Origin of the sequence: Microcoleus sp. B3-D7, from assembly GCF_036705305.1 — a bacterium.
In the GTDB taxonomy this organism is placed as follows: Bacteria; Cyanobacteriota; Cyanobacteriia; order Cyanobacteriales; family Microcoleaceae; genus Microcoleus.
Genome location: NZ_JAUBUE010000030.1, coordinates 64559 through 78445 on the forward strand (window position 1 = coordinate 64559; position 13887 = coordinate 78445).

Annotated in this window: 13 protein-coding genes; 7 read left to right on the plus strand and 6 right to left on the minus strand. The window is 46.0% G+C overall.

The window, feature by feature from the left end:
- Window positions 1-50 precede the first annotated feature (50 nt).
- Entirely contained in the window at window positions 51-1136 is a 1086-nt protein-coding gene (locus QUB25_RS19630) for a glycosyltransferase family 4 protein (RefSeq protein ID WP_333062202.1), read from the minus strand.
- Window positions 1137-1241: 105 nt separating this feature from the next.
- Complete coding sequence (locus QUB25_RS19635; protein ID WP_333185265.1) at window positions 1242-2438, minus strand: HEAT repeat domain-containing protein; 1197 nt, start codon at window positions 2436-2438, stop codon at window positions 1242-1244.
- A gap of 906 nt (window positions 2439-3344) precedes the next feature.
- Between QUB25_RS19635 and QUB25_RS19640 the strand changes: the two genes are divergently transcribed.
- Window positions 3345-5099: a CapA family protein gene (locus QUB25_RS19640; protein WP_333185266.1), complete on the plus strand. Its 1755-nt coding sequence runs from the start codon at window positions 3345-3347 to the stop codon at window positions 5097-5099.
- Between the two features lie 213 nt (window positions 5100-5312).
- Here the strand turns inward: QUB25_RS19640 and QUB25_RS19645 are convergent, their stop codons facing one another.
- Together QUB25_RS19645 and QUB25_RS19650 are read right to left on the minus strand one after the other, a co-directional pair.
- Window positions 5313-6404 (minus strand): PfkB family carbohydrate kinase, encoded by a 1092-nt coding sequence (locus tag QUB25_RS19645; RefSeq protein WP_333185268.1) that lies wholly within the window; start codon window positions 6402-6404, stop codon window positions 5313-5315.
- Between the two features lie 286 nt (window positions 6405-6690).
- Window positions 6691-7242, minus strand: a complete 552-nt coding sequence (locus tag QUB25_RS19650) for a response regulator (RefSeq protein ID WP_333062198.1) — start codon at window positions 7240-7242, stop codon at window positions 6691-6693.
- A 198-nt stretch (window positions 7243-7440) separates the two neighbouring features.
- Between QUB25_RS19650 and lipA the strand changes: the two genes are divergently transcribed.
- Window positions 7441-8397 (plus strand): lipoyl synthase, encoded by a 957-nt coding sequence (gene lipA, locus QUB25_RS19655; protein ID WP_333185271.1) that lies wholly within the window; start codon window positions 7441-7443, stop codon window positions 8395-8397.
- Between the two features lie 168 nt (window positions 8398-8565).
- On the plus strand, window positions 8566-8670 hold the full coding sequence (gene psaX, locus QUB25_RS19660) for a photosystem I protein PsaX (RefSeq protein WP_333137367.1): 105 nt from the start codon (window positions 8566-8568) through the stop codon (window positions 8668-8670).
- Between the two features lie 265 nt (window positions 8671-8935).
- Here psaX and QUB25_RS19665 read toward each other — a convergent pair whose 3' ends face one another.
- Window positions 8936-9295, minus strand: coding sequence for a hypothetical protein (locus QUB25_RS19665; protein WP_333185273.1), 360 nt, complete (start codon window positions 9293-9295; stop codon window positions 8936-8938).
- A 77-nt stretch (window positions 9296-9372) separates the two neighbouring features.
- Here QUB25_RS19665 and QUB25_RS19670 point away from each other — a divergent pair, with 77 nt between their 5' ends.
- Entirely contained in the window at window positions 9373-9990 is a 618-nt protein-coding gene (locus tag QUB25_RS19670) for a DJ-1/PfpI family protein (protein WP_333185275.1), read from the plus strand.
- 140 nt (window positions 9991-10130) lie between these two features.
- On the opposite strand, the gene QUB25_RS19675 is transcribed toward QUB25_RS19670, so the two are convergent.
- Window positions 10131-11021: a sugar ABC transporter permease gene (locus tag QUB25_RS19675; RefSeq protein ID WP_333185277.1), complete on the minus strand. Its 891-nt coding sequence runs from the start codon at window positions 11019-11021 to the stop codon at window positions 10131-10133.
- A gap of 59 nt (window positions 11022-11080) precedes the next feature.
- On the opposite strand from QUB25_RS19675, the gene QUB25_RS19680 reads away from it, so the two are divergent.
- From QUB25_RS19680 to QUB25_RS19690, 3 genes are all read left to right on the plus strand, one after another.
- A complete protein-coding gene (locus QUB25_RS19680; RefSeq protein WP_333062190.1) occupies window positions 11081-11656 on the plus strand; it encodes a GNAT family protein in 576 nt (191 codons plus the stop codon).
- Between the two features lie 131 nt (window positions 11657-11787).
- On the plus strand, window positions 11788-12459 hold the full coding sequence (purN, locus tag QUB25_RS19685) for a phosphoribosylglycinamide formyltransferase (RefSeq protein WP_333185278.1): 672 nt from the start codon (window positions 11788-11790) through the stop codon (window positions 12457-12459).
- Window positions 12452-13561 carry a class I SAM-dependent methyltransferase gene (locus QUB25_RS19690; RefSeq protein WP_333185280.1) on the plus strand — a complete coding sequence of 370 codons (1110 nt, stop codon included), beginning with the start codon at window positions 12452-12454 and terminating at the stop codon, window positions 13559-13561. The genes purN and QUB25_RS19690 overlap by 8 nt, the downstream gene beginning before the upstream one ends.
- Window positions 13562-13887: the final 326 nt, after the last annotated feature.

Below are 13887 nucleotides of genomic sequence, written 5' to 3' on the forward strand. Positions count from 1 at the left end.
CTTATAATGTGCGTCAGTCAGCGGATATTTCTAAAAATTGGCCAGTATTATTACTGACGCACCCTACTAGCAGTGATAGATTTGAACCAGTGTTCACAACGATCGCCCAAAGCTGCTAAAGAATATTCTACCTCTGCTTGTCGCCTGCAAGCGCTGCGGTCAATTTGGTCTAAGCGGCCGATCGCACCTACCAAGCCATTTACGCTATCAGGCTCCACTAAAAAGCCCGTCAGCCCGTCTCTCACAATTTCCGCCGGCCCCCCGCGCTCGTAAGCAATCACCGGCACACCGCACGCTAAAGCCTCGATCGCGACATTTCCGAAAGCTTCCACCCAACGTGGTGTCATCAACAATGCTCGGCACTGACGGACTTGCTCTTGCATTTGGGTTGTTGTCAGAAACCCTAAATATTCTACCGGAGCATCCGGGTAATCTGCACAAATTTTTTGCCAATAATCCTCATCTTGCATTTTGCCCATAATTTTCAGGGGAATGCCTGTAATTTTCGCTGCTGCTACTGCATCTTCTAAGCCTTTTTCCGGGGCGATGCGGCCTAGCCAAGCTAATTTAGACTGCGGTTGGTTGCAAAATTCGTACAGGGATAAATCTATGCCATTTCCCAACAACTGACATTGATCGGCAAAGGCGAATGTTTTGGCTTGAGAAGCGGTGTGAACTCCGATCGTACCAGGAAACTGGAGGGCGGTTTGTCCGGCTATGCGATCGAGGGCTGCAGAAAGGGAGCCCATGCTGATCAAATGTGCGATCGGAATCCTAAAAAATGGTGTCAAATAAAACGGCAGCCAATCGTAGGCAAAATTAACAATGACATCCCATTCATCCTGAACTTGCCGAGCATATTCCCACATATTCGCCAGCACAGAATCTGCGGGCATCACAATAGGATCATTGTAATTTTGTGTTTGGGCCGTTACTTGCAAATCACCCGTTATTTCGATTACGGGAATTGATTCTAAAACTGAACCAATCGGCGCTACAACTGCTATTTTATGACCGCGACTCTGTAATTCTTTAGCGATGTTAAGGACTGTAAGTTCGACTCCGCCGCCCAACCCAGAACCGAGTTGACCGACCGAAGTTGAGAGGAACAATAGTTTTAAATGGTTATTAGTCATTAGTCCTTAGTCATTAGTCAGCATTCACTAATTTTAACATAATCTAAATTATAAATTTCCAATTTCAAATCTCAACTTCAAATTATTTGAAAATTGCTACATTTATTAATCCATTCCAGAACGCGGACGGAGGCGGTTCAACTGATTGATTGCCCAGCGAGCAGTTTCCTGAACTTCTGGATCTGGATCGTCCGTCGCACGGTGCAACAAGTAACTGATTTGATTCACCAATTCGTAAATCCGCGTCAAGTCGCGAATTGCATTTTTACGCACTTCTGGATTTTCATTCTGCAGCGAAATTGACCACGCATTATTCATGGGTTTGAGCGTGCGAATGCCAATTTCCGAGAGACTTGCCAAAATTAAACTGTACTGCTTGGAGTCGGAATTTGCTAGCAAATCGAGCAACGGCTCAACTGCTCTGGAATCTCCCCGCTGGCCGAGTTCCCAAATTGCTTTGCCCCTCTTTGCCGGATTTAGGTGCTGCAAATCTTCAATCAGTGCTTCAATAATATCAAGTTTAGGTCTACCATCCGTTTCGGGAAGGGCAATATCTTTCTTGCGACTCGCTAGGGAATCGCCTTGATTAGTTGTTTCAGGAATGTTGAAACCTGTGTTGCTGTACCCATTGCTGTGAGGTTCCAAGGGCGAGGTGTCGGAATTAATTCGATCGCCCTCGACTGCTGCATCCTTGGATTCTGGTTCCCCGGATTCCCTGATAAACGGTAAAGGTCGATCGCTGCTCTCGATACTGTGGCCTTTTGGCAAATCAAAAGGGTAGGGCAAGGCTGACAGCGACTGTCGCCCCGAAGAAGTCTCTTTCGGTTTACTTTCGTGCGAGTTTGTAGGAGAATCAGGATTAGTAAATTGAGAGTTTCTTTGGTTGTGGCGATCAAATCTTCCTCGTCTTCGCTTAGAATAATTTGACTCGTCACTGCTAACTAATTTGAGCATGATAAATACTGCCGCTGCCGTGACGACAACTGCTGCCAAACCCAACATTAAGAACCCCCGCTGACGAGACAAAATGACGATCAAATTGGATACCGATTTCGGGATCTTAGAATTAGATTTGGACGTTTTGGACGGCTGAGATTTGTTTTTATCGGGCGCTGAAGACGGTTTTGAAGGCTTGGAATCCTGGCGATCTTCCGGGGGAGAGTTCGCCTGAGCAATTTCTGGGGAAACAGCCCGGTAGGAAGCATTGAGAGCATGGTGCTTTCCGTCCGCACTTGGACTGAACGCAGCGCCCAGACAGGCAATGCAGGTGAACAAACATACAGAGGAGCGGTAATGCGCCATAAGACTCAATCCGGGTTTTGAGAGGCAACGCCGCATGACGAGCTTTAGTTTAACCTTGAGTTAGCTCGATCCTAGCTGCTATGGGCTTAACTAACTCACTAATAGCACCAGACTAACGAAAAACCCTGGTTTGAGAGGGCACCGAGCCAGCTCTCATAAGCACAATTGTGTCATTGACGTGCAACTCCTTTAAATAATTAGTTTAAAACGAACAACTACATCGGCGGCGGCGACTTGAGCAGCGGCATCCCGAAAGTTGATTGCAGCTAATCTCACCTACGTGCAGTGTGCAGTGCAGGCCCCGCAGCGCAGCACTGCGGGGACACTAGCAGACGATTGTGGCTCGCCGTCGATTTCTCACTAATAGCGTGGTATGACCAAGAGTTTAACAAGCTTCCGAGCCTGCGGGTCGATCGTTTTTGTGTGAATTTGGGCGGAGGTGGGACAGGGGCATTGGCACTCGTAACGAGAAACCCGGTTTTTTCGTTAATTCTTCGCTGCTAAACCGCATATTTTCAGTACATTCCACGACGCACTCTCGACGCTCATAAACCAGTTTTATTTACCCAAAATACTGTAATAAAGAGAGCACTGATTTGACCGATGTTAAGTTGAAGGGGGCAATTATGCCGGATAGAAGTGTTTGGGCGATCGGCTAAGATAACCGTTAGGAAATATTGTATTCAGCTAGCCAGCGCCAAAAATCATACTATTTTGTAAAAGTAGGGTCGGATTTAGTTAGGAGCTATAGTGAGAGCGAGTAGACCGTTTCACGCACGCGCCCTCTCCCCACGTTCTGTTTATTTGTACCCACTTACTTAAGTTAAATCAATCGGTATTTAACGCTGTGCCGCCAAATTTGATATAAGATCGAGCTAAATTTCTAGTGTGAGAGTAGAGGCGTTTGTGAGCCAACAAGATATTTTAAATTTAGCAAAAGAAGGCGATGCCAGGGCGATCGCATTTCTGATCGGCCAAGCACTCCAAAGCTTCGGCGTCACGGCTAAAGCCAGCCGGGAAAATGACACCCTGCACCTGCTGCTGGAAGCAGAACAATTGCCCGCAGAAGAAGCCTGTCTCCGAGTCGCAGTCAAAGGGTTGCAGCGGCTGCAACCAAATAACCTTTACTCAGTGACAATTTACGGGCGGCAGGGCGGCCAGCAATTGCCCGCTTGGACTCAGACTGTAGAATTAAAAAAACGCTTGACTTCCGAACCCGTGAGTGCATTAGTTGCCGTGAATGCAGCAGTAGCCGCGAGTGCAGCAGTAGCGGCGAGTCTACCCGCTTCTCCCATTCCTGTCACTTTGCCCAAGCTAGAAAAACCTCAAAATGTCACAACTGCGCCCCCTCCAGCACCAGAACAATCTCCGCCCCAACCCCCTAAAATCCCCACTCCAAAACCCCCAAATCAAAGGCAGCAAAAGCCATCACCGCAGCCAGATTTAGCCCGCACTAAAACTAAAAAATTTGGGTTCTCAGTCGGTGCTCTGAGTCTAATTCTCCTGCCGATATCCGGCCTTGTGCTGGCTTCTCAACTTTACAAATCCTCAACCACCGCTACTAATAACCCTCTAACGTCAAAGCCTGCGGTACAAGAAGTGAACTCGACACCAGCACCAGCCGCCGCAGCCAAACCCCTTCCAGATCCAAAATCACCCTCCCCGGCTGCCAAAAAACCTGCCACTGTGCCCGCAACTGTCAGTATCAAAGCAGTTGGCGACATGGTTCCCGGTACAAATTATCCCTACAACAAACTGCCGGCAAAAAAAGAGATGTTATTAGAGTCGGTAAAACCGTACCTCAAAGGAGCTGATATTCTGTTTGGCAATTTTGAAAGCACGATGACCGATTATCCTTACAGTTCCAAAGCAGGTGGCGGACGAATGCTGATTGCCTTTCGGACGCCTCCGAGTTATGCCAAAATCTTCAAAGATGTTGGTTTTGATATTTTGAGTATTGCCAACAATCACTCTTACGATTTTCACGAGCAGGGATTTAATGACACGATTAAAAACATCGACAGCAATGGCATGAAGGCTGTTGGTAAAAGAAATCAAATTGTTTATAAAAATGTCAAGGGCGTGAATTTTGCCTTTATAGGTTTCAGCAACTACGGCGACGTTCACAATTCTTTGCTGGAACTGAAAGCAGGCTCAGAAGTTGTCAAAAAAGCTAAGGAAAAAGCTGATATTGTAGTGATATCAGTTCATGCTGGCTCTGAAGGAACGGGAGCTCTGAATGTGAGAAATAAAACTGAGTTCTTTTACGGAGAAAACCGGGGAAATATGGTTTTGTTTTCGCGGACGATGATTGATGCGGGAGCAGATTTGATTTTGGGACATGGCCCGCACGTTCCCCGAGCGATGGAACTTTATAAAGGGAAATTGATTGCTTATTCGCTGGGCAATTTTTTGGGTTATCGCACTTTGTCCTCAGCAGGAGCACTCGGTAAATCTCTAATTTTGGATGTGAAAATGACTCCGCAAGGGGATTTTGTTTCTGGTAAGATTATCCCCATCCAACTTGACGGGCGAGGTGTGCCGGCTGTTGATAACAATTTTAGGACTGTGGGGTTGATTGACCGTTTGACAAAGAGCGATTTTCCCAATAGCGGTTTGACAATTGATGACAAGGGGCAAATTTTGAAAAAGAGTAAGTAGTTATTGGGAATTGGGAATTTTAACTGGTTCCCAGGCAGAGCCTGGGAACCGATATCCAGAGGCTCTGCCTCGAAAAGCGATCGGGAAAATTGGAGGCTGAACCTCCGGATCTGCGTTACCAGGCAGAGCCTGGAAGTAATCAAACTCTTGTGGCCCGTTGCTCAGAGCAACGTCCGAAATATGCAATTTAAATGCTATACAGCTTAGCCGCCCCTATAGTGCAATCATCGTTTTCAAAGCTTCTTTCATTTCGTCTGCTGTCGTCGTTGCCGTACCGAACTGACGCACGACAATACTAGCCGCCAAATTGCCCAAAACTGCCGCTTCCCAACCAGATGCACCGACGCACAAAGCTAAAGTCATTGCTGCTACAACTGTATCTCCAGCACCGGTTACGTCGAATACATCAGTCTTGTTAAAAGGGGGAATGTCCCAACTTTGAATGGCAAATTCCCCCTTTTCACAAATGGATGTTGGAGAAGGTGAATTTTTGATTTCTTCGCCGATCGCCCTTTCAAACAAAGTCATCCCTTCTTCGCCGCGAGTAATCAGGATTTTTTGAGCTTGAGTTAAGTTCAATAAATCGCGTCCTGCTTGCATTAAAGTTTCAGGGTTTTTGATAGCATATCCGACGGCTTGCTCGGCTTCGGGCAAGTTCGGGGTAAATAACATTGCTCCAGAATATCGCTGCAAATTTGTTTGAGCGTCTACAATTGTTTTGCCGGGAACCACTGCCGATTCGATCGCCAAATTCGTCAAAACTCCGTCGCCGTAGTCGGAACAAACCACTGCATCTACTGTCGGTATTTGCTGCCGGATGTAGTCTGCCAATTGCAACTGCAAATCTAAATCCGGCAACTCGTCCGATTTGCGATCGACTCGGACAATTTGCTGAGTCACTGACTGCCGCGCGTGTCCCGAAATTCGAGTTTTGGTGACAGTTGGACGCTGCGAATCGATTAAAATCCCACCCGTATCAATTCCCGCCGCCTCAAAAATACCGCACAAAGCCTTTCCCTGGTCGTCTTTTCCCACCAAACCAGCAACTTTTACTTTGCCTCCCAGTTTGGCTAAATTATAGACAGCATTTGCGCCACCTCCGGGTACTTGCTGAGTATTTTCGTAGCGCAAAATCAACACAGGTGCTTCGCGGGAAATTCGCTCTACTTGTCCGGTAAGAAACTCGTCCAAGGTCAAATCTCCTATCGCTAATACCTGCGCTCGATCGAAGCAGTCTAATCTTTTCAATAATTGCTCTGTTGAGGCACGCAGTTGAGGCAAAAAATCGGAATAGTCGTTAGTCATTAACCAAAAAAATGAGACTGAGGAGTTAATAATTGAGTGTGGAACGAGCGGGAATTAAAAATCCTAATATTAATTAATAATTAATTTCCTCCCTTGTTTTATTTTTAACTTTTAATTGATTTTCTCACTGGGATTTTGAGAAACCAGTTGCAGGCTATTGGCGATCGCACTCGCTCAAACAATTTGGCAAAAAAATGCAGATAAAATCGCAGCCTTTGAGACTCAACTGAAAGTTTCACGGTGTGGAAGTTTCCTTCTACATAAGTGCCTTCAAAAAACAGCAGAATTATTTCAATTTCTGCTTGATGATCGTAATCACCTGAGTCATTTGTTTTTTGAGTGCATCAATTTCCGCTTGCATTTTCGCCATTTTCGCAGTCATCGCTTGAATTTCGGCGGCGCCCGCTCCAGAGCTGGGTGCAGCGGCGGCGGCTGCGGCTTCCGGCACTGGTTTCTTTTTGGCCAGTACCATCGCCGATTTGATTGCCTCGGTTAGCTGCTTCTTCTCAAACGGTTTGGCGATGAATGCAAAAAAATGCTTCTCAAAGGGTTTCGGAATTTTTTCCATCACCTCTTCTTCGCGGCCCGACATGATCACCAAAGGTATCTTAGAAAGCTCAGGATGGGCTTGCACTTTTTGATACACTTCCCAACCGCTGACTTTGGGCAGTAGGAAATCTAACATAATTAGATTTGGCCGGGCTTGACGGATCAGTTTAAGTCCCTCTTCGCCGTCTTTTGCTTCTAGAACTTCAAAGTTACCCTGAGGCAACATCTCTCGGACTCGGACGCGGATGACTTTACTGTCATCGATTACCAAGATTTTTTGACCAGCCACGACTGACTCCTTCAGTAATGAATGAGTGATGATTTGCAACCTTCAGTATATCCCTAACAGAATTCTACCCATAATTCTGGGCGAGTTTAGTTTTGTTGCACCTCGGCGCGATTCTGATTTCGGGTGATACTCCTACAAGTTCAGGGGCTTTGATTTCGGATACGATCGAAGGAATTAACTCAATCGCCACTTAATTTTATGTCGCCCCAAACTCCTAAAACTCCTACTGTCAAAGCAGTTGCCGCCCAAATGCGGGGTGAAATCGAGGCGATGCCGGAATGGTTGCGTAGACCCGTTGGCAAAGCTAGCGAACTTTCCCAAGTGCAAAAAATTATCAAACAGCGGCAAATTCACACGATTTGTGAGGAGGGGAGATGCCCCAACCGGGGGGAGTGCTACGCGCAAAAAACGGCGACTTTTTTGTTGATGGGGCCAACTTGCACCCGCGCTTGTGCTTTTTGTCAAGTAGATAAAGGTCATTCTCCGATGCCGCTAGACCCGGAGGAACCAAAAAAGGTGGCCGAGGCTGTGCAGTTGTTGGGTTTGCACTATGCGGTGCTGACTTCGGTGGCGAGGGATGATTTGCCGGATGGGGGTGCGGGTTGGTTTGCCAGGACGATCGCCCAAATCCGCATTCTCAACCCGGATACTGAAGTTGAGGTGCTGACGCCGGATTTTTGGGGGGGAATGGGCAGGAGTTCAGAGGGGGAGAATTCAGGGCTCGATGAGTTGCAGCGAGATCGGATTCGCACGGTGGTGGAGGCTAAACCGGCTTGTTACAACCACAATATTGAGACGGTGCGCCGCTTGCAAGGGCCGGTGCGGAGGGGGGCGAAGTACGATCGCTCGATCGATGTTCTGCGTATTGTTAAGCAATATGACCCAACTATTCCCACCAAATCCGGTTTGATGTTGGGACACGGGGAAACCGAAGCCGAGATACTCGAAGCGATGAGAGATTTGCGGGATGCCAAGTGCGATCGGCTCACCCTCGGTCAATACATGAGACCATCTCTAGAGCACCTCCCAGTGCGTAAATACTGGACGCCAGCCGAATTTGACCGTTTCGGGTCGATCGCCCGGGAGATGGGGTTTGAGCGCGTGCGATCGGGGCCTCTCGTCCGCAGTTCCTACCACGCCGGAGAGAGCGATTGAAACTAATTTGAATTCAACTCGGTATAAACTCCTTGTTACAAAAAATAACTCTAGAGGATTGTGCATAAGTGCGACGCTCTCTGCTATTTGTAAATAGAGTGACATTATGAATTAGGAGCTTTACCTATGCCAGAGATAGCGAAGAACCAATTAAAATCCGACTCCGTGATGAAAACGGGCAAATTCCCTTACACATTTCGCGCAGGCTGGTTTCTCTTGCTGTTAGCAATCAATTTTGTGGTTGCAGGCTTTTATTTCCATATCATTGAATAGTTCTGCAACTTAACTTTTAGCAGACCCTGCTGTTCTCGACCTCAACGTCGGAGAATGGGAGAGGTGGAGAGGGGGACAGTTTGGAGTTTGGAGTTGGCGAGAATATGACTTCATTCTTCTAACTAATGACTACTGACTTTTTCCCTCTTCCTTCTGACTCCTGACTCCTGACTTCCGACTTTTGCTCAATAATTAATCCCTGTATCCGTGTCAAAATCCTTGTCGTGCCTTCCTTCTTCCCTCTTTCTTCTAACTAATGACTTCTCTAGCGATTTCTGGACGATTCTAGCTTTGACAAGCGCTCTTGAATTTTGATAACATCTTGCTTAGTTTCAATTGCCAAAGTTGCTAAATTGTCAAACAGCGGGTCTCCCGACAGCATTCTAGCATTTGTCCGACCAGAACCGGAAGGAGACGGAGGTCTGTTAACTCTAGAACCTTGATTCTGCAAACTGTAGATTTGTCCTCTGAGTTCAGAAATTTGACGTTCTAATTGAACAATGCGAAATTCTAATTGAGTTGTGGATTGGGCGGGTGTAAAAATTGGCGAAACAGCAATTGCCAAGGCACAAGCCAGACACAAAACACAGAGTTTCAGGGCGCGATGGCGAATATTTTTCGGCATAGCTTTAATGATTTAAATTATACCAGTTCTACGATAACAAATCGCCGATATTTTGACCTCTATCAGAAGTATGTCTTATGGCAACTAGGAACGTAGCTATTTTAATGTTCGATGATGTCGAGGTACTAGACTTTGCAGGCCCTTTTGAAGTGTTTTCGGTGACATCAGAATTAAGTAAGGGCGATTCCCTTCGGGATAGCTTCGCTTCACGACCTTTTGCAGTCTCTACCGTAGCCGAACATCCCGGTGCGGTCAACGCCCGCAACGGTTTGAGTGTAAATCCCGACTGCACCATTTCCGATTGTCCGCCACCGGATATTTTAATTGTACCGGGAGGACAAGGTACGAGAAAGTTAATCGATAATTCAGCAGTTATTAATTGGATAAAAGATTGTGCGCGAACAGCAGAATTAGTGCTTTCTGTCTGTACGGGTTCGCTGCTTTTGGCAAAAGCTGGTTTGTTGGAAGGTTTGGAAGCAACTACACACCATCAAGTATTGGATTTATTGAAAGAATTAGCTCCCAACACAACTATTATCGAAAATCAGCGATTTGTAGATAACGGCAAAATCATCACTTCTGGGGGAATTGCTGCGGGAATTGATATGTCTTTGCACGTTGTCGGCAAACTTTTGGGTACAGCACAAGCTGAACAAACAGCAGAGCACATGGAATATAAAATTGGGAATTGGTAATTGGGCATTGGGCATGGTTAATTGTATAATTGGCGCGTATGGGCGGGTTTTACCCACCATAATTGCCTAAAACAAACAATCTCGTAAACCCGCCCCGCCAATACACGAACCATACACGAAGGATGCTACTGGATGTGATATCAAGCATCTTCGCCCCAAACTTTTAGTTGTAAATAGACTAATAGCAAAGCTACAGCCATCAGGAAAGTTGCCGCTGCGGCTGCATAGCCAAAATCAAATTGCGAAAAAGCTTGCTCGTAAATATAATAAACTAGCAAATTAGTAGAGTTTAAAGGACCGCCGCCGGTGATGACGTAAACTTGCTCGAAACTCCGCAGAGTAAAAATAGCAGTAGTGACAGTAGCAAATACTAAAGTCGGTCGCAAACCTGGTAAAGTGATGTACAAAAATTGCTGCCAAGCATTAGCTCCATCCAATTCTGCGGCTTCGTAACGATTTACCGGAATTGCTTGTAATCCTGCTAAAAATACGACCATATTAAAGCCTAATTGTTTCCAAACACTCAGCAGAATTATCACAGGCATTGCCCAAACTGTGCTACTCAGCCAAGGAATGGGATTTAAGCCGATCGCACTTAGGGCATTATTCACCGGGCCGTCAGTTTGAAACAACCACCGCCAACCCAAGCCCACTGCAACTAAAGAGGTAATCGAAGGAATAAAATAAGCGGTACGGAGAGATCCTCGCCAAGCAAACGAGCGATTTAGCAAAACTGCTAAGCCCAATGGAATCACTAAACTGGGAATGACTGTTGCAGTAGTAAAATAGAGCGTATTTTGGAGAATTTGCCAGAAATCCGGGTTTGTGACTAGACGCCAGTAGTTGTTGAAGCCAATCCAACGCACTCCCGACTGGGTAAAGCTGCCGCTGGTAAAGCTGAGGTAAAATAAATAGGCGATCGGCCAAATCAAAAAAGTACCCAGAAACAGCAAAGCCGGGGCCAGAAAAGTCCAAGCTGCGATCGCATCATTATCCAACCAGTTAAAACGCCCAAATTTAATCCGAACCATTGGCTTGTAAATTTTAGCTTTTAGTTTTAAATGGTATCACAAAATAGGTCAATGTCAAAATGAACCTTCTCGATATATTAGCTCATTTACCCACTATAGAAACTGAAAGGCTCCTGCTCCGAAAAATTACTTTAAACGATGCAAGCGATATGTTTGAGTATGCCTCAAACCCCGAAGTATCACAATACACAATGTGGTCAACCCACACCTCGATTGAAGACACTAAATACTTTCTCAAGTCACTTACAAAAATGTACAAAAGACGAGAGCTTGTAGATTGGGGAATTGTCCACAAGGTCGAGAAAAAGTTTATCGGGACTTGCGGATTTGTGGAATGGAGCATGACGCACAGCCGCGCGGAAATTGGCTACGCGCTCTCTAGGAGCTATTGGGGCGAAGGATACATGAGCGAGGCTGTCAATGCAGTTATTGAATTCGGTTTTCGGGAGATGTTGCTGAATCGAATTATGGCTCGATGTGAAGTTAACAATATTGCTTCCGCTCGGGTGATGGAAAAAGTGGGGATGCAATTGGAAGGGGTATTGCGACAGCACCTATTTGTGAAAGACAGATATTGGGATCTAAAACTTTATTCGATTCTCAGAGAAGAGTTTTTTGAGAATATTGTAGAATAGGAGTGAATCAGTAGCTCAGCGAAAAAAAATAATATACTTAGGACTTACGCAATATCTCCATCTAGAGTGCGCCGAAGCACACCTTACCCTTTACCTGTATTGTAGAAGACGAGTGAATAGTTTTTATCTTTATGACCGCTAATCCAGTATCTGTTAATTCCAATGCCTGCCTGATTTCTCCTGAGATTGGCAAAAGTGCGATCGATCGGGCCCATCCTCCATTAAAATTAGGAGTTTTAGCATCAGGAAGCGGCAGCAATTTCGAGGTAATTGCCCAAGCTATCCAAAACAAAGATCTCAACGCTAAAATCCCAGTATTAATTTACAACAACCCCGAAGCCAAAGCTGCAGCCCGAGCCGAAAAATACGGCATTCCCTCGATTCTGCTCAATCACCGCGACTGCAAAAGTCGCGAAGAATTAGATACAAAAATTGTCAAAACTTTTCAAGAATATGATGTAGAATGGGTAGTGATGGCGGGTTGGATGCGAATTGTTACCAAAGTTTTGCTTGATGCTTTTGCCGATCGCGTTATTAACATTCACCCCAGCTTACTGCCGAGTTTCCCAGGAATTCGCGCCGTCGAGCAAGCACTGGCCACCAAGGTTAAAATCACCGGATGTACGGTGCATATCGCCCGTTTAGAAGTAGACAGCGGGCCGATTTTAATGCAGGCTGCGGTGCCAGTATTGCCTGATGATACCGCAGAAACGTTGCACGCTCGAATTCAGGTGCAAGAGCACAAGATTATGCTCGGTGCGATCGCACTTATTGCAGAATCTAATCGAAAATATTGTGACTAAAAACCTCACCAGTGCCGCATCTATCTCCGCATTGCCTGTCAGCGCATCACCTGAAACAGGCCCGCCGCTGACAGACTCCAATTGCCTGAAATTAATTCTCAAAGAAAGGCTCAAAAAGAGCATCGGTATCAAGGGAGAATTCTATCTGCCTTGCTTGCCATCGATGCTAAATGACTATCTTAAATTACTCTCAGACTTCTTAAACATTCTCGGACAAAACATCGACGCTGCCCAAGCCGAAAACTTGCGAACATTAATCGCCAACGCCTTAGCAGAAGGATTCAAAAATTCCCCCCACGCTAATCTAATAGTCTCCTATTTTCCCGCTAATTCCCAAAGCGGTTTAGCCGGCGGCATTACTCTGAATACTAAGATTCAAATCGAATCGATGGCCCAGAAATATCATAGCTGGCCGGATATTCGCCCCGAACCTTTATTCGGCAGCCATCCCGATGCTAAAGTCATCGCCACTGCCGCTGAATTAGGCGAACCGGGAAAAGCACCTATTTTAGATGTCGGTGCGGGCCCAGGGCGCAATAGTTTGCCTTTAGCAAGGTTAGGCCATTCCGTGGATGCGATCGAACTAACACCGATATTTGCCGAGAAACTATCAGCCGCAGCCACCGCCGAAAACTTGCCGATCAATGTCACCCAAGGCGACGTTTTAGATCCATTATTGAGGATGAAAACTTATCGGTACAAATTAGCCATTGCTACCGAAGTCCTCTCTCATTTCCGCTACCCCGAACAAATTCGTCTTTTCCTCGGCAAAATGTCCGATGCTGTTTTAAGCGGCGGGTTTATCTTATTCAGTGCTTTCTTAGCTGTAGATGGGTACGAACCAGACGAGATGGCAAAACAAATGTCTGAATTGTGTTGGTCTTATCTGATTACCAGAGAAGAATTGCAAGCAGCAATCGAGGGTTTGCCTTTAGAAATTATTTCTGATGAATCTGTGATTGAATACGAACAAAAACATTTGCCTGACTCGGCTTGGCCCCCGACACCTTGGTTTGTCAGTTGGGCTAGCGGGCGCGATTTATTTTCTGTGCAACAAACACCGCCGTTAGAGTTGCGGTGGATACTTGTTAAACGCTTGTAAGCTGTCGCGCATTTAAATTGTATATTCAGGGCGGGCGAGACGCCCACCCCACAAGACTTTGATTTTTTTGGACAGACAATTTAAAGGCAGAACACCTTAAAGAGTTTAGTATGGTGCGTCACAAAGTAGTTGATCGATGATTGATAAAATAACGCGCTCTAACTCACATCTTGCACCATTCTCAAGAACAGGCAAGATGCCTGTTCCACAAAGATGGAGTTTTCTTGTGGGGTGGGCATCCTGCCCGCCCGCAAAAGGCTAATTGAGAATGTGCAACATCTCAGGTATAACGCACCCTACGACAAATTTTAGCGGTTAAAAATCCA

Coding starts and splice junctions, on each gene's coding strand:
- QUB25_RS19635 (WP_333185265.1), bottom strand. CDS start 2,438: ATGGCGCATTACCGCTCCTCTGTATGTTTGTTCACCTGCATTGCCTGT.
- QUB25_RS19645 (WP_333185268.1), bottom strand. CDS start 6,404: ATGACTAACGACTATTCCGATTTTTTGCCTCAACTGCGTGCCTCAACA.
- QUB25_RS19680 (WP_333062190.1), top strand. CDS start 11,081: ATGAACCTTCTCGATATATTAGCTCATTTACCCACTATAGAAACTGAA.
- purN (WP_333185278.1), top strand. CDS start 11,788: ATGACCGCTAATCCAGTATCTGTTAATTCCAATGCCTGCCTGATTTCT.
- QUB25_RS19675 (WP_333185277.1), bottom strand. CDS start 11,021: ATGGTTCGGATTAAATTTGGGCGTTTTAACTGGTTGGATAATGATGCG.
- lipA (WP_333185271.1), top strand. CDS start 7,441: ATGTCGCCCCAAACTCCTAAAACTCCTACTGTCAAAGCAGTTGCCGCC.
- QUB25_RS19630 (WP_333062202.1), bottom strand. CDS start 1,136: ATGACTAATAACCATTTAAAACTATTGTTCCTCTCAACTTCGGTCGGT.
- QUB25_RS19665 (WP_333185273.1), bottom strand. CDS start 9,295: ATGCCGAAAAATATTCGCCATCGCGCCCTGAAACTCTGTGTTTTGTGT.
- psaX (WP_333137367.1), top strand. CDS start 8,566: ATGAAAACGGGCAAATTCCCTTACACATTTCGCGCAGGCTGGTTTCTC.
- QUB25_RS19670 (WP_333185275.1), top strand. CDS start 9,373: ATGGCAACTAGGAACGTAGCTATTTTAATGTTCGATGATGTCGAGGTA.